Source organism: Burkholderia sp. Nafp2/4-1b, assembly GCF_003635165.1.
Classification (GTDB): domain Bacteria; phylum Pseudomonadota; class Gammaproteobacteria; order Burkholderiales; family Burkholderiaceae; genus Burkholderia.
Genome location: NZ_ML058599.1, coordinates 120217 through 140339, shown reverse-complemented (window position 1 = coordinate 140339; position 20123 = coordinate 120217). Strand labels below are relative to the sequence as shown.

General features: G+C 62.8%; 21 protein-coding genes. 5 read left to right on the top strand and 16 right to left on the bottom strand.

Going from position 1 to position 20123, the window contains the following annotated elements; genetic code table 11:
* Nucleotides 1–15: 15 nt before the first annotated feature.
* Nucleotides 16–519 carry an Lrp/AsnC family transcriptional regulator gene (locus tag C7H84_RS07145; protein ID WP_121858143.1) on the bottom strand — a complete coding sequence of 168 codons (504 nt, stop codon included), beginning with the start codon at nucleotides 517–519 and terminating at the stop codon, nucleotides 16–18.
* A gap of 156 nt (nucleotides 520–675) precedes the next feature.
* Here C7H84_RS07145 and glmS point away from each other — a divergent pair, with 156 nt between their 5' ends.
* The gene (glmS, locus tag C7H84_RS07140; RefSeq protein WP_121858142.1) at nucleotides 676–2505 is read left to right on the top strand and encodes a glutamine--fructose-6-phosphate transaminase (isomerizing); all 1830 of its coding nucleotides are present in this window, start codon (nucleotides 676–678) and stop codon (nucleotides 2503–2505) included.
* A gap of 319 nt (nucleotides 2506–2824) precedes the next feature.
* Here the strand turns inward: glmS and C7H84_RS07135 are convergent, their stop codons facing one another.
* The 5 genes from C7H84_RS07135 to C7H84_RS07115 form a co-directional block, all read right to left on the bottom strand.
* Complete coding sequence (locus tag C7H84_RS07135) at nucleotides 2825–5215, bottom strand: heavy metal translocating P-type ATPase (protein ID WP_205611406.1); 2391 nt, start codon at nucleotides 5213–5215, stop codon at nucleotides 2825–2827.
* Nucleotides 5216–5505: 290 nt separating this feature from the next.
* On the bottom strand, nucleotides 5506–5907 hold the full coding sequence (gene cueR / locus C7H84_RS07130; RefSeq protein ID WP_121858294.1) for a Cu(I)-responsive transcriptional regulator: 402 nt from the start codon (nucleotides 5905–5907) through the stop codon (nucleotides 5506–5508).
* A 509-nt stretch (nucleotides 5908–6416) separates the two neighbouring features.
* Nucleotides 6417–7073: an isoprenylcysteine carboxylmethyltransferase family protein gene (locus C7H84_RS07125; RefSeq protein WP_121858140.1), complete on the bottom strand. Its 657-nt coding sequence runs from the start codon at nucleotides 7071–7073 to the stop codon at nucleotides 6417–6419.
* A complete protein-coding gene (locus C7H84_RS07120; RefSeq protein WP_121858139.1) occupies nucleotides 7057–7317 on the bottom strand; it encodes a DUF2933 domain-containing protein in 261 nt (86 codons plus the stop codon). Before C7H84_RS07120 ends, C7H84_RS07125 begins: the two co-directional genes overlap by 17 nt.
* Before the next feature lie 24 nt (nucleotides 7318–7341).
* Complete coding sequence (locus C7H84_RS07115) at nucleotides 7342–7773, bottom strand: hypothetical protein (protein ID WP_121858138.1); 432 nt, start codon at nucleotides 7771–7773, stop codon at nucleotides 7342–7344.
* Nucleotides 7774–8084: 311 nt separating this feature from the next.
* On the opposite strand from C7H84_RS07115, the gene C7H84_RS07110 reads away from it, so the two are divergent.
* Genes C7H84_RS07110 through C7H84_RS07100 form a run of 3 tightly spaced genes read left to right on the top strand, consistent with a single transcriptional unit; the run spans nucleotide 8085 to nucleotide 10098 of the window.
* Entirely contained in the window at nucleotides 8085–8747 is a 663-nt protein-coding gene (locus tag C7H84_RS07110; protein ID WP_121858137.1) for a LemA family protein, read from the top strand.
* Complete coding sequence (locus tag C7H84_RS07105; protein WP_121858136.1) at nucleotides 8744–9598, top strand: YgcG family protein; 855 nt, start codon at nucleotides 8744–8746, stop codon at nucleotides 9596–9598. Before C7H84_RS07110 ends, C7H84_RS07105 begins: the two co-directional genes overlap by 4 nt.
* A 2-nt stretch (nucleotides 9599–9600) precedes the next feature.
* Nucleotides 9601–10098 carry a TPM domain-containing protein gene (locus C7H84_RS07100; RefSeq protein ID WP_121858135.1) on the top strand — a complete coding sequence of 166 codons (498 nt, stop codon included), beginning with the start codon at nucleotides 9601–9603 and terminating at the stop codon, nucleotides 10096–10098.
* A gap of 153 nt (nucleotides 10099–10251) precedes the next feature.
* Here the strand turns inward: C7H84_RS07100 and C7H84_RS07095 are convergent, their stop codons facing one another.
* Together C7H84_RS07095 and C7H84_RS07090 are read right to left on the bottom strand one after the other, a co-directional pair.
* Entirely contained in the window at nucleotides 10252–11046 is a 795-nt protein-coding gene (locus C7H84_RS07095) for a hypothetical protein (RefSeq protein ID WP_346428374.1), read from the bottom strand.
* A gap of 183 nt (nucleotides 11047–11229) precedes the next feature.
* Nucleotides 11230–12045 (bottom strand): helix-turn-helix domain-containing protein, encoded by an 816-nt coding sequence (locus tag C7H84_RS07090; RefSeq protein ID WP_121858133.1) that lies wholly within the window; start codon nucleotides 12043–12045, stop codon nucleotides 11230–11232.
* A 120-nt stretch (nucleotides 12046–12165) separates the two neighbouring features.
* Between C7H84_RS07090 and C7H84_RS07085 the strand changes: the two genes are divergently transcribed.
* Complete coding sequence (locus C7H84_RS07085) at nucleotides 12166–12828, top strand: glutathione S-transferase family protein (protein WP_121858132.1); 663 nt, start codon at nucleotides 12166–12168, stop codon at nucleotides 12826–12828.
* Nucleotides 12829–13011: 183 nt separating this feature from the next.
* On the opposite strand, the gene C7H84_RS07080 is transcribed toward C7H84_RS07085, so the two are convergent.
* The 8 genes from C7H84_RS07080 to C7H84_RS07045 all read right to left on the bottom strand — a co-directional run bounded on the left by C7H84_RS07080 (nucleotide 13012) and on the right by C7H84_RS07045 (nucleotide 20017).
* Nucleotides 13012–14100: a porin gene (locus tag C7H84_RS07080; RefSeq protein ID WP_121858131.1), complete on the bottom strand. Its 1089-nt coding sequence runs from the start codon at nucleotides 14098–14100 to the stop codon at nucleotides 13012–13014.
* A gap of 223 nt (nucleotides 14101–14323) precedes the next feature.
* The gene (locus tag C7H84_RS07075) at nucleotides 14324–14659 is read right to left on the bottom strand and encodes a Rieske 2Fe-2S domain-containing protein (protein ID WP_121858130.1); all 336 of its coding nucleotides are present in this window, start codon (nucleotides 14657–14659) and stop codon (nucleotides 14324–14326) included.
* A 2-nt stretch (nucleotides 14660–14661) separates the two neighbouring features.
* Nucleotides 14662–14973: a YciI family protein gene (locus C7H84_RS07070; RefSeq protein ID WP_121858129.1), complete on the bottom strand. Its 312-nt coding sequence runs from the start codon at nucleotides 14971–14973 to the stop codon at nucleotides 14662–14664.
* Between the two features lie 5 nt (nucleotides 14974–14978).
* The gene (locus C7H84_RS07065) at nucleotides 14979–15851 is read right to left on the bottom strand and encodes an intradiol ring-cleavage dioxygenase (RefSeq protein WP_121858293.1); all 873 of its coding nucleotides are present in this window, start codon (nucleotides 15849–15851) and stop codon (nucleotides 14979–14981) included.
* 28 nt (nucleotides 15852–15879) lie between these two features.
* Nucleotides 15880–16947, bottom strand: coding sequence for a maleylacetate reductase (locus C7H84_RS07060; protein WP_121858128.1), 1068 nt, complete (start codon nucleotides 16945–16947; stop codon nucleotides 15880–15882).
* Between the two features lie 7 nt (nucleotides 16948–16954).
* Nucleotides 16955–18421 carry an aldehyde dehydrogenase family protein gene (locus tag C7H84_RS07055; RefSeq protein ID WP_121858127.1) on the bottom strand — a complete coding sequence of 489 codons (1467 nt, stop codon included), beginning with the start codon at nucleotides 18419–18421 and terminating at the stop codon, nucleotides 16955–16957.
* A gap of 40 nt (nucleotides 18422–18461) precedes the next feature.
* Nucleotides 18462–19481, bottom strand: coding sequence for a hydroxyquinol 1,2-dioxygenase (locus C7H84_RS07050; protein WP_121858126.1), 1020 nt, complete (start codon nucleotides 19479–19481; stop codon nucleotides 18462–18464).
* A 41-nt stretch (nucleotides 19482–19522) separates the two neighbouring features.
* Entirely contained in the window at nucleotides 19523–20017 is a 495-nt protein-coding gene (locus C7H84_RS07045; RefSeq protein ID WP_121858125.1) for a hydroxyquinol 1,2-dioxygenase, read from the bottom strand.
* Nucleotides 20018–20123: the final 106 nt, after the last annotated feature.

Below are 20123 nucleotides of genomic sequence, written 5' to 3'. Positions count from 1 at the left end.
CGTTCGGCGTGCGTCTTACGGCCTAACTGCCGCCCGCTTGCGCATCGCATGCGCAACCCGCGCGTTTGCCTCGAACTTCGCTCGATGCGTCGAGAAGAACGTCCGCACGTTGCGCACGTTCGACGCGCCGGTGAACAGGCGCCGCGCAAATTCGTCGTATTCGGCGACGTCGGCCAGATCGGCCACCACCACGAAATCCGGCCCCGGCGATACGCGATAGCACTGCGTGACCGCCGGCTCCGCGCACACGTAGGCTTCGAACGCGTCGTAGTCTTCGGCCGTCTGACGATCCAGGCTGATCTCGATCAACGCCGTGACGGCCGTGCCGATCGCGACCGGATCGAGCACCGCGACCTGGCGGCGGATCACGCCCGCCTCCGTCAGCCGACGCACGCGGCGCATGCAGGTCGGCGGCGACGACAGCGCGCGTTCCGCGAGTTGCAGGTTCGACACCGATGCGTCGTCCTGCAGGATCGCGAGAATGCGCAGGTCGAGATCGTCGAGGGTGATGCCGGCCATCGGCGGCTCCTTTCGGTCAAAGCGTGAAATTTAATTTCAGCATGATAACCGACCGCCTTGGTGTTTCATTTATTTCTCTATTTTGAAATTTAATTCCATTCACGCGCCTCTACCATCGCTGTCACGGGTCCGGACAGGACATTTACGGAGTGCGCTATGTGTGGAATTGTCGGGGCGGTTGCCCAGCGGGACATCCTCCCGAATCTCGTCGACGGGCTGAAGCGGCTCGAATACCGCGGCTACGACTCGTGCGGCGTCGTGGTCTATCGCGACCGTGCGCTGGCACGCGCGCGCAGCGTCGACCGCGTCGCGAACCTGCAGCGCGAGATCAGCGAGCATGCGTTGTCGGGCTATACCGGTATCGCGCATACGCGCTGGGCCACGCACGGCGCGCCCGTCACGCTCAACGCGCATCCGCACTTCTCGCCAAGCGACGACAACGCGCGCATCGCGCTGTCGCACAACGGGATCATCGAGAACTGCGATCAACTGCGCGCGGAACTGCAGGCGCACGGCTACGTGTTCGCGAGCCAGACCGACAGCGAGGCGATCGCGCATCTGATCGACCATCTGTACGACGGCGACCTGTTCGACGCGGTGCGGCGCGCGGTCGCGCGACTGCGCGGCAGCTACGCGATCGCGGTGATGTGCCGCGACGAGCCGCACCGGATCGTCGGCGCGCGCGACGGGATGCCGCTCGTCGTCGGGGTTGGGGAAGGTGAGAATTTTCTGGCGTCGGATGCGATCGCGCTGTCGGGCATCACCGATCGCATCGCCTACCTCGAGAACGGCGACGTCGCCGATATCCAGCTGCATCGCTACTGGATCGTCGATGCGGCCGGCCAGCGTGTCGAGCGCGCGGTGCAGCGCGTGGCCGCGCATAGCGGCGCGGCCGACCTCGGGTCGTATCGCTACTACATGCAGAAGGAAATCTTCGAGCAGCCGCAGGCGGTGGCCGACACGCTGCTCGATGTCGGGTCGATCATGCCGGAGCTGTTCGGCGACGGCGCGTGGCGCGCGTTCAACGACGTCGATTCGGTGTTGCTGCTCGCGTGCGGCGGCAGTTATCACGCGGCGCTTACCGCGAAGTACTGGATCGAAAGCATCGCGAAGCTGCCGGCGAGTGTCGAGATCGCGAGCGAGTTTCGCTATCGCGATAGTGTGGCGAATCCGCGTACGCTCGTCGTCGCGGTGTCGCAGAGTGGCGAGACTGCCGATGTGCTCGGGGCCGTGCACGTCGCGAAGCAGCGCGGGATGCTGCATACGCTCGCGATCTGCAACGTCGCGACGAGTGCGCTGATGCGCGAATGCGCGCTGCAGTTCGTCACGCGTGCGGGGATCGAGATCGGGGTGGCGTCGACGAAGGCTTTTACGACGCAGCTCGTTGCGTTGTTCTTGCTGACGTTGTCATTGGCGCAGGTGCGCGGGCGGTTGAGCGATGACGAGGAGAAGGAGCATTTGCGTGCGCTGCGGCATCTGCCCGACGCGATGTCGAAGGTGCTCGCGCTCGAGCCGCAGATCATGGGCTGGTCGGAGATGCTCGCGCGACGCGACAACATGCTGTTTCTAGGGCGCGGGATGCATTATCCGATCGCGCTCGAAGGCGCGCTGAAGATGAAGGAGATTTCTTATATTCATGCAGAGGCTTATCCCGCCGGGGAGTTAAAGCATGGGCCGCTGGCGTTGGTCAGCAATGAGATGCCTGTTATTGCGGTGGCGCCGAATGATGTGCTTCTGGAAAAGCTCAAGTCGAACATGCATGAAGTCAGTGCGCGAAACGGCAGGCTTTTCGTGTTCGCGGATGTGGACTGTGGGCTGGTGCCGGGTGACGGGATCGAGGTGATTCGGCTCAATGAGTACTACGGGCCGCTGTCGCCGATTCTGCATACGGTGCCGATGCAGTTGCTCGCTTATCACGCTGCGCTGGCACGGGGGACGGATATTGATAAGCCGAGGAATCTGGCTAAGTCGGTGACGGTGGAGTAGTAGGTGGCGATGTCGGGCCATCTTTTTGCAAATAAGAGGCCGGTCCCCGTCGCCCCCTCGGCGCCCATCACCTTACGAAGGCTCAGCTATCGAGTGAACTCAACCCGGGCAGAGGACGAGCAATTCTAGCGAAGAGAAGAAGTGGGATAGCGACTTCTTGCTACGTATCCACTGTGTTTCCGCACGGTGCGCTTCGCCAGGGGATACCCTTCGAATATTGCGAACCTCGTATTTGATGTGGTCTTAGGTAGTGGCTGCAGCACAGCATGTGGCTCTAGCTGTACGGTCGCTTATGCGGTAGCCGCATATGAACGACAGCCTAAATCTTCGTGTTGCGCAATCGCAGTGCGTTCGTGATGACCGAGGCTGAGCTTAGGCTCATCGCCAGCGCCGCAATCATCGGCGAGAGCAGCAATCCGGTGAACGGGTAAAGCACCCCGGCCGCCAACGGAACCCCGAGCGCGTTGTACACGAACGCGAAGCCGAGGTTCTGCTTCATGTTCCCGACCGTTGCCTCGGACAGCTCGCGCGCCCGTGCGATGCCACGCAAGTCGCCTTTGACGAGCGTTACTTGCGCGCTGCTCATCGCCACGTCCGTGCCTGTTCCCATGGCAACGCCGACATCGGCTTTCGCGAGCGCCGGGGCGTCGTTGATACCGTCGCCAGCCATCGCCACAACATGCTGGGCCTGCTGGAGCTTCGTCACCAAGTCGAGCTTGTCGGCCGGCTTGACCTCTCCGTGATATTCGTCGATGCCGAGTCTCTCGGCCACGGCCCTGGCAGTTACCACGCCATCGCCGGTCGCCATAACGACTCGGATGCCGTTCTCCTTCAACGTCGCGAGCGCCTCCGGCGTGGTGGTCTTGATGGGGTCAGCGACCGCAAGCAAACCAGCCAAACGGCCATCGACTGACAGGTACATGACACTCGCACCTTGCGCTCGCATACGGTCTGCTTCATTGGCGAGCGACTCGACGGACACCTGGTCAGTCTGCATGAGCGCGGTATTGCCAAGCGCCAGCTGTCGACCGGCGACCAGCCCGCGCACGCCGATGCCCGTCGCGGATTCGAATTTTTCCGCTCGGTCCAGCTGCAACCCTTTCTCGCGTGCCGCAGCGACGATTGCGGCCGCGAGCGGATGTTCGCTGCCTTGGTCCAGACTGGCGGCCAGGCGAAGCACTTCATCGGCCGAGTGTCCGTTCGTTCCGACGGCCCGCTCGAACGCAGGACGCCCTTCGGTCAGCGTCCCGGTCTTGTCCACAATCAGGACATCGACCTTTCGTAAATTCTCGATGGCAGCGGCGTCCCGAAAGAGAACCCCGGTGGTAGCGCCTTTGCCACTCGCCACCATGATGGACATCGGCGTCGCGAGGCCCAATGCGCATGGACACGCGATGATGAGCACAGCGACAGCGTTGATAAGGCCGAACACCCAGCTGGGCTCCGGCCCGAATATGCCCCACAGGAGGAATGTGAGAAAAGCGACGCTCACGACCCCGACGACGAATACGCCCGCCACCTTATCCGCCATTCGCTGCATGGGCGCGCGAGACCGCTGAGCCTGCGCGACCATCTGCACGATTTGCGACAGCACGGTCTGCGAGCCGACCTTCTCCGAGCGAATGACCAGACTGCCCGTTGCGTTCATCGTCGCGCCAATGACGTGGTCGCCGACACGCTTCGTGACCGGAATGGGCTCGCCTGTAATCATGGACTCGTCCAACGAACTCGTGCCATCGGTCACGACACCGTCAACAGGGACTTTTTCGCCCGGCCGACCCCGAAGCGACTCGCCTGCATGCACGTGGGACAACGGAATGTCTTCCTCTGAGCCGTCCGGATTGATGCGGCGCGCCGTCTTCGGGGCAAGGCCCAGAAGTGCCTTGATTGCCGCGGACGTCTGCGAGCGCGCCTTCAGCTCGAGCAATTGACCAAGCAGCGTGAGCGAGATGATGACCGCTGCGGCTTCGAAATACACGCTGACCCGACCGTGGGCGCGATACGTCTCAGGAAACACGCCAGGAAAGACTGTCGCGATGACGCTATATACGTACGCAGCTCCGGTCCCGAGCCCGATGAGCGTCCACATGTTCGGGCTGCGATGGATGAACGAACGTACACACCGCGCAAAGAACGGGAAGCCGGCCCATAGGATGACGGGCGACGCAAGGACGAATTCGACCCAACTCTCGGTCGACGACGGCATCAGCTGGAACTGATGGCCGAACATCGCCAGGACGAAGACGATGGCAGTCAGCGGCAGCGTCCACCAGAATCGATGGCGGAAATCGACGAGTTCGGGATTTTCACCTTCTTCAATCGTTGGAAGCACCGGCTCGAGCGTCATGCCGCACTTCGGGCATTGCCCCGGATGGTCTTGACGGATTTCCGGATGCATCGGGCACGTGTAGATCGTGCCGTCCGGCACGGTAGGCAACGACTCCGAAGTCGATGGTTCGACGTATTTCGACGGTGCGGCCTGAAACTTCGTCAGGCAGGCTTGGCTGCAAAAGAAGTACGGCTTGCCGTTGTGTTCGCTATGGAAGCGCGACGTCTTCGTGACCGGCATCCCGCAGACCGGGTCGCGCAACGGTGCTTCCGCACCACCGTTGCCGACGTGGCCGTCGCGGTGATGTGCATGCGCGTCATGCTCGTGCTCGACGGAATGGTGGTGCTGATTCGCGTCAGGAACATGATGCGCATCTGGCATCGAATGTTCGGAAACCGGCTGCTGTTGTGGCCCGTGGTCGGCATGCGGCCCTCTCATCTTGACGCTCCTTCGCTGTCGGTAACGACTCCCCCGACACGACAATTCGCTCGAATGTCACGTGTACGTCAACCGCAATCCGGATGGCTTCGTGCTCGTCGTAAATCGAGCGTAACCGGTCCACCCAATCACAGTGGCGCCATTTCCTTTGTGATTGGTCGTGCTTCCGCCCTCGGGCCCCGTAAGGCCAGAATCATTGGGACACGGCTTTAGGGCGCGGCTTATGTTCCAAGTCAACCGCACCGCGATTGACCAGCCAACTCCTCCAATATCGGGCAGTCGGGACGTGCGTCCCCCTTGCAGTGGTCAGCCAGGTATTGGAGCGTGTCCCTCATCTCGACGAGTTCCCGTATGCGCACATTGAGGTCGTCGACGTGCTGCATGACCATTTGCTTGACCTCGCTGCTGGGCCGTTCACGGTCTCCCCAAAGTGCCAACAAGGTAGAGATTTGCTTGGTTGAAAACCCAAGATGGCGTGCCCGCCGTACGAAGCGCAGGACCTCGACATCCTTTGCCGTATACACGCGGTAATTCGAATCCGTCCGTGTCGCCGGCCGGATAAGGCCCGACTCCTCATAGTGTCGAATCATCTTGGCCGACACGCCCGACGACTTTGCCACCTCACCGATATTCATGACATCCCCTGGTAGCCAGGTCCGAAACCCGATGAAGCCTATTTTTGACCTTCCCATCATGGGAAGGTCAAGGGATTGTGCACACTCGATTTCCCATAGTCATGACGGCAATGGCCATGGTGGCGCCAGTGAGAACCGGCTGGCGCCTCGTCAGCGGCAGCATCGAGCGGGTGCGCCAATGTGCAATGGCAACGTTGGTGTGCGCATCATCGACGAACAGGCGTCATGGTGCTGATTCGGCGACCCTCCGTACGCGCCAGAAGCGCTCACATCGCGCGACTCCGTTGAGCCGCATTCTGGAGAGTCGGCCCTGATAGAGCCGTGACATGAAGACGACCTTTTGGTCACGCCGCATTCATCATCGATTGCACCACGCAAGCACGCGAAGCGCGCTCAAAAAAGAGCCCGGCTGTTGGGCGGGGCTTGCAAGGGATGGCGCCGCTCGAGGATAGAGGGTTACAGGCCCGCCAATCGCACAAGCGTGAAGACGCTGGACGCGCGTCTCGAATTCAATGTACTTGAGCCGGGCGCTTACCAAACAGATTGGGCACGAATCGTGGCGTGTGCGCCGCATATTCGCGCCACGCGTTGCCGAATTGCTGCTCTGAGTCCCGCTCCTCCTGTATCGCCAGCCGCACGTACATGATGACCAGGACCGGAAACATTACCAAGGTAACGAGAGTGGGCCATTGAAGCAGAAAACCCAGCATGATGACGACGAACCCCACATACTGAGGATGTCGAATCCTGGAGTACGGCCCGGTGGTGGCCAGCTCTTTGCCGCGCTGAGCTTCGTACAAGACATGCCACGCCGTGGACAGGATGTAGAAGCCGCCCAAAATCAGAAAGAAGCTGAGGAGATGCGGAAGTCCCGCGTGCGGATCGCCGTGCCTTCCGGTGATGGTCCACCAGAGGTGCCCCGAATCATGTGCGAACAGGTTCGTCTGCGGGAAGCGCGTTTGCAGCCATCCTGACAGCAGGTAGATGGTGAGCGGAAAGCCATACATTTCGGCAAACAACGCTACGATAAAGGCCGAAAATCCGCCGAAAGTTCGCCAGTCGCGTTTCGTCGTCGGCTTGAAGAAGCTGAACGCAAAGATGATGAAAACCAGCGCATTGATGATGGCAAGGCTCCACAGCCCGTAGCCGTTATCGTGGTTGCTCATGGCCGTCTCCCGCGCCCGAGTGATCGGATTTCGTGTTCGATCGTCGGTGCCCATGTCCGTGGCCGTGGTGCATGAAAAGGTGCATCAGCGGGCACGACAGCAGCAACAGAAACGGCAGCACGCCAAGAAAATCGGCCCGGTGTTCTGAAAGCATGAGGAAGGCTGCAATTGCACCGAAAGCCAAGAGCCCGATGGCGGCTCGGGACCGCCAGAACGGGCGAGCAGCATGCGACTGGTCATCCATCGTCAGACTCCATGTGTGGCTGGGTTACTTGTCAGTAGGGTGGTCCTGAGCCGATTGTCGGTCCATCATGGCCTGCATCATCATTTGCATCATGTCCATCCGCCTCTCCATCTCGTCGTGTCGCGACGACATCGGCATGCGAGACGTGTCCTTTCCCATCATGTCCATCATGCTCATGCCTTTTTGCATGACCTTCATCTGCTCGTCCATGAGCGCCGCACGCTCCTGCGGGGTCTTGGCGCTCATCATTTTTTCGTGCATGTCGTGCATGCGTTGCACCTGTTCATCCATCTCCCGTGGCGACTTGCTCTTTGAGCTGGCGGTAGCCTTGTCAGCGTGATGCGAAGTGTGCGCAGCACTGTCCGCTGCCCCCTGCGTGCCGGCAACCGCCATGGCACCCGTAGTTGCCAGCGTCGTGCATGCGAGTGCGAGTAAAAGTCGTTTGAGAAGAAACATGCGGGCCTCCGCAAGCGAAGTACTCGGCCGTTCGTGAGGCCTCGCATACGACTCTATTGCTCGTACCCGGAGAGCTTTTGACGTGGCTCAACGGGTTTTAATGTTATTTCGTCATACATAAGCTGCGTCAGCCCATTTGGTCTTCACCCCGCGTGGATACGTGAGATGACCGGGGCGTGATGCACTTGACGTATATCAAGGGTGCGCGCTCGGCTGATACATACGATGGGACCATCGCTACAGTGCTTCCGGGACGCCCCCTGTCGCCGTCTAACCGGAAAGTACGCAGCAAAACGGATGGGGGCCTGTCAATGTCGGAAAACGCAACCATCGCTTCGCCGCGATACAGCTGGATTCGCGCAATCTGGGCGGCTGTTTTCACCTCAATCCTGCTGAACCTCGCAGGATGCGGCTATAACGTTATCCAGACAGAGGATGAGCAGGTCAAGGCGAGCTGGTCCGAGGTACTGAATCAATATCAGCGTAGAGCAGACCTCGTTCCGAACCTTGTCAATACGGTCAAGGGGTATGCGAATCAAGAGCGGGACGTGCTCACGAGTGTGACCCAGGCCCGCGCTCAGGTCGGCTCGGTTCGCGCGACCCCCGAACTCATCTCCGACCCGCAGGCATTTGCCAAGTTCGAAGCGGCGCAAGGGCAGCTTACCTCCACGCTTTCGCGACTGCTCGTGGTGACCGAGAACTACCCGCAGCTCAAATCCGACGCGAACTTCAGGGACTTGCAGGTCCAGTTGGAAGGCACCGAAAATCGCATCACTGTCGCGAGGAACAGATACATTCGCTCCGTCCAGGCATACAACACGACGGTGCGCTCGTTTCCAAACAACCTGACGGCAAAGGCCTTTGGCTACCAGGAGAGACCGAATTTCTCGGTGAGCAACGAAGCCGAGATTTCGAAGCCGCCGCAGGTTGATTTCGGCTCAGCACCGGCATCTGCCGGCAGGGTGACCAATTGAGCATTTTCAGATTGGCGATAGTAATCGTCGTCGCTTTTTTCGTCCTTGGCGGAGCGTGTGCTCGAGCGGATGTACGAGTTCCATCCTTGGAAGAGAGGATAACCGATGAAACCGGCACGCTGACTGGCGAGCAGAAGGCTGCACTCGAGCAGAGCCTCAAGGGGTTCGAGACTCAAAAAGGGACGCAGATTTCTGTTCTCATCGTTCCGACGACCGAGCCGGAATCCATCGAGCAATATTCAATGCGGGTCGTCGAACAATGGAAACTCGGGCGCAAGAACGTTGACGACGGCGTGCTGTTGATTGTCGCCAAAAATGACCATGCGCTACGCATTGAAGTGGGATACGGTCTCGAGGGCGTGCTGACCGACGCGACGAGCAATCGAATCATCAACGACGTGATAGTTCCTCGATTCAAAGCCGGCGACTTCTATGGTGGCATCTCGGCCGGCACTGACGCCATCATGCGGGTCGTCAATGGCGAACCATTACCCCTACCGCCGAAACAGCACCAAACATCGGACGGGGCCGGTCGGCTGCTACCCATCCTCTTTCTGGCGACGGTCATGGCTGGCCGCTTCCTGCGCGCCATATTCGGCAGACTACCCGGCGCATTGGTCACCGGCGGCATCATCGGGGCACTCGCATGGATGCTGTCCGGTGCTCTGTTTGTCGCCGCGGCAGCAGGTGCGATGGCGTTGTTATTCACGCTCCTGGGAAGTGGAATGGGGGCCGTCGGAGGCCGATTCATTGGCGGCAGAAATGGCGGAATCACCGGCGGTTCTGACCGGGACATCTTTCGTGGCGGCGGCGGTGGGTTCGGCGGCGGCGGTGCGTCGGGCAGGTGGTAGCCATGGACCTGAGACGACTTGTTCGGCATCTCTCCACGACGCACTGGCGCGTCAATGCCGCGTTCCCTCGCCGGTCCCTTCTGGCCATCGAACGGGCCGTTCATGCCAGTCATGATGCACACGTCGGTCAAGTCAGATTCGCCGTCGAGGGCGCGCTCCATACCGCTGCCCTGCTGAAGGGAACGTCCGCCCGAGCGCGCGCGATAGACGTGTTCTCTCAGCTCCGGGTCTGGGACACCGAACACAACAATGGTGTTCTCATCTACTTGTTGCTGGCGGACCGCGATGTCGAAATTGTCGCGGACCGCGGTATCCACGCCAAGGTCGATAGCAACGAGTGGGAAGCAATTTGCCGGACGATGGAAGCCGATTTCCGGCGCGGTGATTATCAATCCGGTGTTTTGCAGGGTATCGCGCGGGTGACCGAGCTGTTGAAGACGCATTTTCCAGCCAGCCGCCCGCCTGTCGACGAGTTTCCGAGCGCGCCGGTGGTGATGTGATGCGAGGGCGCAGCGTGGGATTTTCAGGGATTCCCGATTGAACGACGAGCAGGAATTCCACCAATCGCTGCGTCGGTCGCGTCAGGCCGCCTGTGCGGTGTACATCGACGCTGCTGACCCGCGCATGGCGTGCCGACCATCCTCGCGCCCCGCCTACTTCGACAACCGCAACTTCTTCGCCAACACAACCCCGCTCGACGGACTCACCAGCGAGATGTTCTCCAGATCCAAGTGCAACGTGGAGACCCTGGTCGTAATGTCCGTCGGCTCGTCGATGCTCGGATCGGCATGCTCGGTCTGTTCGGTCAAATAAGGCCGAAGCAGGCGCCCGCTAAACACCAATGCGAAATCGCCATTCGCTTGCGCGTACACGGCCGGCGAAATCCGCATGCTGCTACGAACCGTGGTCTTTTTCCCTAGCCCCGGCTCGAGCTCGATGATATCGACCTGCTGTATATACCCCTTCGCCTTCGCTTCGGGCGCAATCACGAGCCCTCGCCCTCGCGGTCCCGTTATGACCTTTCTCAGCACGATGCCTGTCCGGTCGTTGCGCTCTGCGTCGAACAGGTCGACATCGACGGTCAACAGCTGCCGCTTCGATTGGTACCTCACTCCGTACCGCACCGGCACCACGAACCTCACGTCACGATCCAGGCCGACGGCCGCCAGCTCGGGATTCGGGCCGTGCCGATCGGTAGCATCGGAGACCAGCCCGCGAACCCGGTCGCGCAACGACGGTGACGAGGCGGCGCTGATGTGCAGCTTCTTCAGCGCATCCCGAACGGCAGCCGGGTCGTCGCCGACAATCGGTCGTGCGGGTGACGTGTCGGAACCGACAGCGGGCGCGATGGCCTTCGTGCCGTCGACAGCCTCCGTCTCCGCATGCGCCACAACGGGCGCCAGCATCATCGTCAGCGCGATGGCGCGCACGAAGTTCGAACGACCCAACCTGGATATCCGTTGAAGCACGACGAGCTCCTGAGTTTCTTGCAGATCGGTTAACGACGAGCACTATAGGGCGGAATGATCGGCAATGCATCCCCCGTGCGACATGTCCCGATGGCCGCAGCGCCCCATCGCAGGTTCATCGTCGACGCGACAGCAGGTCAACCGCCACACCAATCCGTAACTTCACCCGCGCCCATCCTCCCGCCGATACTCCGCCGGCGCCTTCCCCACCAGCTTCCGGAAATCGCGCGTGAAGTGCGCCTGATCGAAGTACCCCAACGACTGAGCCAGTTCCGCGAGATCGACCGGCTCGCCGCCTGCGAGCTTGTCGGCGGCCTCGTGCAGGCGATAACGACAGATCACCCACTTCGGCGTCACACCCACATGGTTCGAAAAAAGCTGCTGCAACGTGCGCTCGCTCAAGCCCGCACGCTCGGCCAGGTCGCGCACCTGCGTGAGCCCGATATCCTGCTGCAGCATCTGCAAGATCGCATGAATGCGCTCGACCTGCGGATCGGGCGGCGGCAACACGCGCAACAACAGAGCCTCGGCTGCCGCGACCATCCCGGCGTCATCCTCGGCACCGAGCACAGCGTTTTCGGCTTCGGCATCGCCACAGTCGAGCAGCGTCGACACCGGCAGCACCTTGTCGGTCGACAAATGCACCGGCTTGCCGAAGAACGCCCGAAACGCCCCCGGTCGAAACCGCAATCCGATCGCGCGCCCGGCCCCGGCCAGCGTCGTCTCGAACGCCCCCGACACCACGCCGAAAATCCCCGTCTGCCGCCGGTCGAACACCAGATTCACGCACGGATACGGCAGCGTGCGCTGCACAAACGGCGGCTGGTCGCGCAGATCCCATTCGACGATCCAGTGATGATCCAGCACGCCGGCCAGCTCGGCACGCGGGTAATAGCGATTCAGGCGAAAGCGCTGATTGATGGCTTTCGGGCCGACGACGCCTTTGGGCGTGTCGGTCACGTTACGCAAGTCGGCCATGGTGACGAACCGTTGAGGTGACAGCGTGATGATGCACCGCCACAGCGGATTTTTCCAAGACGGCGCTCCGCAACCGTCCTACATTGGAATCCTTGTCCTGACCGAACAACGGAGCCCGCAATGCCGCAAGACCGTCACCTGACCCTGTTCCACTGCCCGCGCAGCCGCTCGGCCGGTGCCCGCATGCTGCTCGAGGAACTGGCCGCCGACTATGAACTCCACACGTTCGACCTCTCCACCGGCAAACACCACGAAGCCGAATACCTCGCCATCAACCCGATGGGCAAGGTTCCCGCACTGCGTCACGGCGACGTGATCGTCACGGAGCAGGCCGCCGTCTACATGTACGCGGCGGAGCTGTATTCCGAAGCCGGCCTGTCGCCGGCGCCGGGCGATGCGCTGCGCGGTCCGTATCTGCGCTGGATGGTGTTTTATGGCTCATGTTTCGAGCCGGCCATCGTCGACCGTTCGATGAATCGTCCGTCCGCGGCGTACTCGACGTCTCCCTACGGCGACTTCGATACGGTCGTCAACGCGATCGGTACGCAACTGGCCAAGGGCCCCTATCTGCTGGGCGAACGCTTCACGGCGGCGGACGTCCTGTGGGGCGCGGCACTGAACTGGATCACGATGTTCAAGCTGATGCCGGAGACGCCCGTCGTGCGCGCCTATATCGACCGCATTCTGGCTCGTCCGGCCATTCAGCGCGCGCAGGCGGCAGATGCAGCGCTGGCGGCGGAACAGGACAAGGCCAAAGAGGCAGCCGCAGCGGCAAGGCAATAATTCCAACGGTGGCAGGTCCAGATGCAAGGTCTGCCTGCCACCTCCCGGGCCCGGGCAACGCAGCGCGCCGCCGGGGAAACACCGTTCGAGCCGAACGACGACGCTGACTATTTCCGCGAAGCGAAGCGAAGCGAAGCGAAGCGAAGCGAAGCGAAGCAAAGCTAAGCGCAACGCTATGGCCCGTCAAAACATCGTATGCAACCCGATCCGGGCCACCGCCTGACTCGCTGAACTCGACGCACCGTTCGGATCGAGCACGCCGTTGATCTGCGCGTTCGCGCCGCTGTTCGCGCGTTGATAATCGCCGGAGACATACACCATCGTCCGCTTCGACAACAGGTACTGAAACGCGACGCTGACCTGATGCGCATGGTTGTCGTTCACGGCTTCGTTGCCCTTCATGTACATGTACTTCGCGCCGAGAAACACGTCCGGCCTGACGCGCCAGACGCCGCCGGCTTCGGCCATCCACACGCCGGCATCGTTGAACGAATTGTGTACGGTGGTCAGCAGCGCCTTCGCGGTCACCGCACCGAAGTCGTAGTGCATCCCGACGCCCCAGTTGCGCACGCTGGTCGACGGCGTACCGGGCGCCGGGCCGTACTTCTCGTTCGTATAGGCCGCGCCAATCCCGAACGCGCCGACGTCGTAGTTCAACCCGGCGCTCACGGTATTGTCCGCACCGACAGAACCGGCCACGCCGCCAAACGCATACATCACGCCCCCGGAAAACCCGGCAATTGTCGGCGAGCTGTATTTGACGGAATTCGCGACCCGCTTGCTGCCGGCCGTGCGGTCCCAGTCGAACGCGCCGGTCGGATTATTCGGCAGCGCGAGGCGCTGGAACGGGCCGTTCCTGAACCCGTACAACCCCGTCAGATCCATGGAGATCGCGTTTCCCTTCGCGAACAGCGAATCCACCATGAAGTCGTATTGATTCCCGAGCCTGATGCTGCCGAATCGATCGCTCTCGATACCGACGTACGCATTGCGCCCGAAGATCCCGGTCCCGATGATGCTGCCGTTCGCCATCGAGAACTGATTGACGAGCGCGAAGATCGCACGATATCCGCCGCCGAGGTCTTCCGTGCCGCGCAAGCCGAAGAGGTTCGGCGTAAAGATGCCGTCGTCGAACTTGACGTTCTTCCCGCCGCCTTCGTTGCTGACATACGAGATGCCGCTGTCGATCAGACCGAACAGGGTCACGCTGCTTTGCGCATACGCGCCCGGCGCGATAGCGAACATCGCGAATACGCCAAACCTGAGCTTCATTGTGTCTCCGTCCTTTTTTTAAATTCGAGCCGGTCACCCGCTACGTCGTGAACCCATCGCCCGATGCTTCTCGAAACAACACCTTCCCCTGCCTGAATCAGACATTCATTCAGGCATAAAAACCGTCTTTAGTTAGTGATACTGATTCAATGGAACGGATGAAGTACCGTGAGTTTCCGATTTCATCCAGGCCGATGCGACCGAGCCATCTATTGGAATTGAATCAAGCGCTTCGACAAACCACCCACGCCGCCGCATCCACCTCGACGGCCACGGCTTCGAGCGCCGCACCCGAACACGGTCCGTCGATACACACGCCATCGTCGAACCGGAACAGCGCACTGTGATGCGCACACATCAGCACCTGCGACCGATAACAGGAAACATTGCCCGGCACGAAATCGAGCGGCACCGAGAAATGCGGGCAGCGGTTCACATACGCCCACACCTGCTCCGCGCGCCGCACGACGATCACCGGCCGGCCGATGCACGCTTCATCGACGACGCGTGCGCCCCCGTCGGGCACTTCGGAGAAGCGGCAGAGTTGCGTGGCGCCCATGCTCACACTCTCCGCTCGGGGTTCCCCAGGCTCCAGTCCCACGGCCGCACCTCGACCCGCGAGAACAGCCCTTCCTTCACATACGGATCGTTGCCGACGAACCGCATCACCGCATCGATGTCGTCCGCCTCGATGACGAGCAGCGTGCCGTTCATCGCGTCGCCCTGCGGATCGAGCGTCGGCCCGCCGAGCCGCACGACGAGGCCGTGCTGCGCGGCGGAACGCAGGTAAGTCCGATGCGTGGGCCGCACGCGGTCGCGCACTTCACGCATCCCCGGCTGGTCCGTCGCGAACACTGCAAAGAATCGCGCCATGTCGGTCAGCTCCGGTCGAGCACGAAGTCGTACGTCGCTTCGCGGTACGCGCCGCTCAATCCGACCCGGCGCGCGAGTTCGTCACCCGCCGCACGCGGCCGATAGGCGACCATCAGCGACGGCTTCACGCCGAACACGGCATCCGACTTCAGATATTCGTCTTCCTCGTCGAACAGGTGCGTGACGAGCTTGCGATAGCCGGGCGCATCGATCATGAAGTGCAGATGCGCGGGCCGCCACGGGTGACGGCCGGTGGCATCGAGCATCTTGCCGACCGGGCCGTCGGTCGGAATCGGATAGCTGACCGGCAGAATCGACGTGATCGCATAGCGGCCTTCGGCGTCGGTCCGATAACGGCCGCGCAGGTTGCCGTGCGGCTGTTCCTTGTCCTGCCCGGAATACATGCCGTTGTCGGCGGTCTGCCACACGTCGAGCACGGCGTCCGCCACCGGCGTGCCGTCGGTGGCCAGCACGCGGCCATGCACGACGACCGGCGTGCCCGGCGTGAACGCCATGTTCTCGCCATACGCGCGCTCGGGCATGCCTTCGATGTAGAACGGGCCGAATACGGTCGTTTCCGTCGCGCCGGTCGCGAAGCGATGGTTGATCGCATCGACGAGCATCGACACGCCCAGCGTGTCCGACAACAGGATGAACTCCTGGCGCACGACGTCGTCGCACATCTGTCCGGTTTCGGTCAGGAAGCGGATCGCGGCCATCCACTCGGCCTCGGTCAGCTCCGTCTCGCGGACGAACGCATGCAGATGCCGCACGAGGCTCTGCATCAGCACGCGCAAGCGCGGGTTCGGCGTCCCGTCGAAGCTGGCGACGACCTGCTCGGTCAGCCGCGTGTCGCCGTCTTGATGATCATTCGTCACGTTCGTCTCCTTGAATGCAGCCGGCCGCTCAATGCGGCTCGCGGCCTTCCCACGCATGCTGAAGCAGTTCGCGAATCGGCGCGCGTTCGATCGGCCGCGGATTCGCATACGGATTCCGGCACGCGAGATCGGCAGCTTCGTCGAGGCCCGCCTCCGGCATCCCGATGTCGGCAAGCGCCGCGGCCAGGCCGAGCCGCCGGTTCAGCTCGAACAACAGCGGGCCGGCGTCGGCCGCGTCGGCACCGCCCAGGGCCCGCGCGACACGTCGCAGCGCGTCGGGCGCCGCCGCATGGTTGTAGTGCGCGGTATGCGGCAACATCGCGGCGTGCGTCTGCGCGTGCGGCAGGTTGAAGGTGCCGCCGAGCGTATGGCAGAGCTTGTGGTGCAGCGCCATGCCGACCGCGCCCAGGCACGTGCCGGCGAGCCATGCGCCGTACAGCGCGCGGCTGCGCGCTTCCCGGTCATCCGGCGCGCGCACGATCGAAGGCAACGCTTCGCCAAGCGCGCGAATCGATTCCTCCGCCATCAGGCTGATCACCGGGTTCGCATCGTCCGCATAGAGCGCTTCGACCGCATGCGCCATCGCATTGACGCCCGACGCCGCCGAAATCTCCGGCGGCAGCGACAAGGTCAGCGACGGGTCGTACAGCACCGTACGCGGCAGCACGCGGGCATCGCGCCCGGTACGCTTCAGCCGGCCTTCGGTGAGCCCGTAGATCGGCGTCATCTCCGAGCCCGCGTACGTGGTCGGCACGGCGAGAATCGGCAGCGATGACTCGAGCGCGATCGCCTTGCCGAGCCCGATCGTCGAGCCGCCGCCGATCGCGATGCAGCAGTCCGCGCCCAGCTCGGCGGCCATCTCGCGCGCGGCACGCGCGACTTCGACCGGCACGTGCATCACGGCCTGCGCGCACACGCCTGCCGCACGCTTGCCGAGCACGTCCCGGACCCGTTCCGCGAGCGGCTGCTGCTCGGGCGTCGACAGAATCAGCGCCCGCTGCGCGCCGAGCGCGGTCAGCTCGTCAGGCAAGCGTGCGAGCGCGCCCCATTCGAACACGACGCGCGACGGCGTCCCCTGATAGACGAAGCGCTCCATCGCAACCTCAACGCTTGAAGTGCGGCGGCACCTTGCCGTCGACGTTGACCCACACCGAGCGCGCTTCCGTGTAGTCGTGCATCGCCTCGAAACCCATCTCGCGGCCGTAGCCCGACTTGCCGATGCCGCCGAACGGGCTGCCCGGATTGACGCGCTTGTAGCAGTTGATCCAGCACATGCCCGCGTCGATCTGCGACGCCATCCTGTGCGCGCGGGACAGATCGTTCGTCCACAGGCCGCTGCCGAGCCCGTATTCGGTCGCGTTGGCGATCGACAGCGCTTCGTCGTCACTGCCGAAGCGCAGCACGGTGACGAACGGCCCGAACACTTCCTCCTGCGCGACGCGATCATCCGCACGCTTCGCTTCGATGACGGTCGGCCGCACGTAGTAGCCGTTCGCGAGTGCGGCATCCTGCGGCGCAATGCCGCCCGCGAGCACGCGGCCGCCCTGCTCGCGCGCGACGTCGACGAACGACAGCACGCGATCGAGGTGCTGCTTCGACGTCAGCGGGCCCATCTCGGTGTCCGGGTCCAGCGGATTGCCGACGCGGATCGACGACGCCAGCGACACGAAGCGCTCGAGGAACTCGTCGGCAATGCGCTCATGCAGCACGAGACGCGAGCCGGCGATGCACGCCTGCCCCTGGTTGTGGAAGATCGCCCATGCAGCGCCGTTGATGGCCGCGTCGAGGTTCGCATCGTCGAACACGATGTTCGCGCCCTTGCCGCCCAGTTCCAGCTGCACGCGCTTCAGGTTGCCCTGCGACGCATCGACGATCCGCCGGCCCGTCGCCGTCGAGCCGGTGAACGCGATCTTCCCGACGCCGGGATGCTCGGCGAGCCGCTGGCCGGCCGTATGACCGTAGCCGGGAACGATGTTGACGACACCGGCCGGGAACCCGACCTCGGCCATCAGCTCGACGATCCGCAGCGTCGACAGCGGCGTGATTTCCGACGGCTTGAGCACGACCGTATTGCCCGCGGCCAGCGCCGGGCCCATCTTCCAGCTCGTGAACATCAGCGGGAAATTCCACGGCACGATCTGGCCGACCACGCCGATCGGCGCGCGCTGCACGTAGTTCAGGAAGCCGGTTTCGACGGGAATCACCGAGCCCTGCAGCTTGTCGGCCATCCCGCCGAAGTAGCGGAAGCAAGCGGCCGTGCGCGGCACGTCGAGCGCGCGCGAATCACGGATTGGATGGCCGGTATCCAGCGACTCGAGCTGTGCGAGCTCCTCGGCGTTGGCTTCGATCGCATCGGCCAGGCGCAGCAGCAGTCGGCCACGTTCGGCCGCCGGCAGCGCCGACCACTTCGGAAACGCGCGGGTCGCGGCTTCGACGGCCAGGTCGACGTCCGCCGCGGTGGCGGCGGCGATCTTCGTGATCAGCGAGCCGTCGTGCGGATTGAGCACGTCGATGGTGCCGCGGTCGACGGCGTCAACGAAGCGCCCGTCGATGAAGAGTTGGGTTTGCATGAATCGTCCTCGATGGTGTGCGTGTGCGCGCAAGCGCGGCTCAGAATTCGATCGGGTACGGCGCGAGCTCGCCGCTCTCGTATCGCTGCGGCAAGTCCGGCGTCGCGTTTTCCCAGACCAGCAGCATCGAGCGCTTCGTCGAGTAACCCTGGTGCCGGATGTCGGCGGGCATCGCGCAGATATCGCCGGCGCGCATGGTGATGCGCGCACGCGGCGCGCCGGTGTTCTTGTCGCCGATGTCCCACACGATTTCGTCGGACAGTTGCAGGAACCATTCGACGCGGTCGTTGCCGTGGAACACCGGCAGGATGAATTCCTCGGTCGTCGGGCAGAACAGGCTGCGCCCGCACACGGAGGTGACCGACGGATTCCACGTCACGTCCGAGCGCGACAGGTACTTGAACAGGTTGAACGCGTGCAGTTCGCCTTCGAAGCCCGGCTTCACGTGCACTTCCGGCTCGTCCTGGGCGACGTCGACGAACGCGCGGTTGACCGGCAGTTCGTCGCGCAGCGGCGAGTCGCCTTCGAGGCCCGGCATGCGGCGCGTCGCGATGCGCGTGCGCTCGATCGCCGCGCCGTTCTCGCCGTGCTTGCGCCCGAATGCGGTGCCGGTTTCCTCCGGCGCGGCAAACGGATCGAAGCCTTCGTTGGTCCAGTCGTGCAGCATGGCCTTGAAGGTCGCCATGATGGTCGGCGTGTCGAACGTCTCGGTGTAGTCGACGCCGGCTTCCTTCAGGATGCCGTTGAAAGTTCCCGCATACATGTCGACCTTGCCGTAGTGATTGCGCGTGCCGAACACGTGATCGAAATTGACCCAGCCGTAGAAAAAGCCCCATGCGACGTCGCGCATCATCGCGCGCAGGAATGCGTCGGCGGGCATCGCATGCGTGCGCGTCTGGCCTTTGGCCGGCCAGCTGATCTTCACGAAATACTCGTCACGCTGGAATGCGAATTCACCGAGGTGGAAGCGGCGGTAACCGGTGACGGCATCGGCTTCCGTGGCCTGCACCAGATCGGCGGCGAAGCCTGCGGAAAGATCGAGGGTCTCGAGGGAGGCCATGAAGTGTCTCCAGGAATATTTGAATGGGGCGCTTGGATCGGTCAGTGCAGGCAGATATCGGCCCACTTCTCGACGGACAGCTCGCCGAGCACGGTCTGCACGAGCGCAACGCCCGGCTTGCTGGCGGCGAAGCGATACGCGCAGCCGGCCGGCAGCAATGCCTGGTGCCCCTTGCGCAGCACGACGTAACCCATCTCGCGGCCCGCCGGCTGCGTGCCGGCGCTGACGGTGCCGCGGCCGGTGGTCGGCGGGTTGTCGAGCTTGATGAATTCGATGCGGACTTCGCCATCCATCTGGATCGCGAACTCGTCGTGCGCGCACGCGAACCACGGCGACTGGCCGTCGGTGCGCAGCACTTCGATCACGTATTCGAGGTTCTTGCCGGCGACGACTTTCTCGTACGGGGCCGACTTCGATGCGATATCGAAGACGTTCGAGAACGCGTAGTGCTTCGCGCTGCCGCTGGTGATTTCGATCTCGCCCCGGGTGTAGCCGTCGAGCGAGCCAAAGACGGTGTGGAATGCCGTGTCGGTCATTGCTGTCTCCTGAGTTGAACCGCTTGTTGGATTCAACTTTAGGGGCGAGGGCGCCCGTCAACAAGGCAACGGACCGCGATTACGGCATTTGCGTTTCGCGAATAAT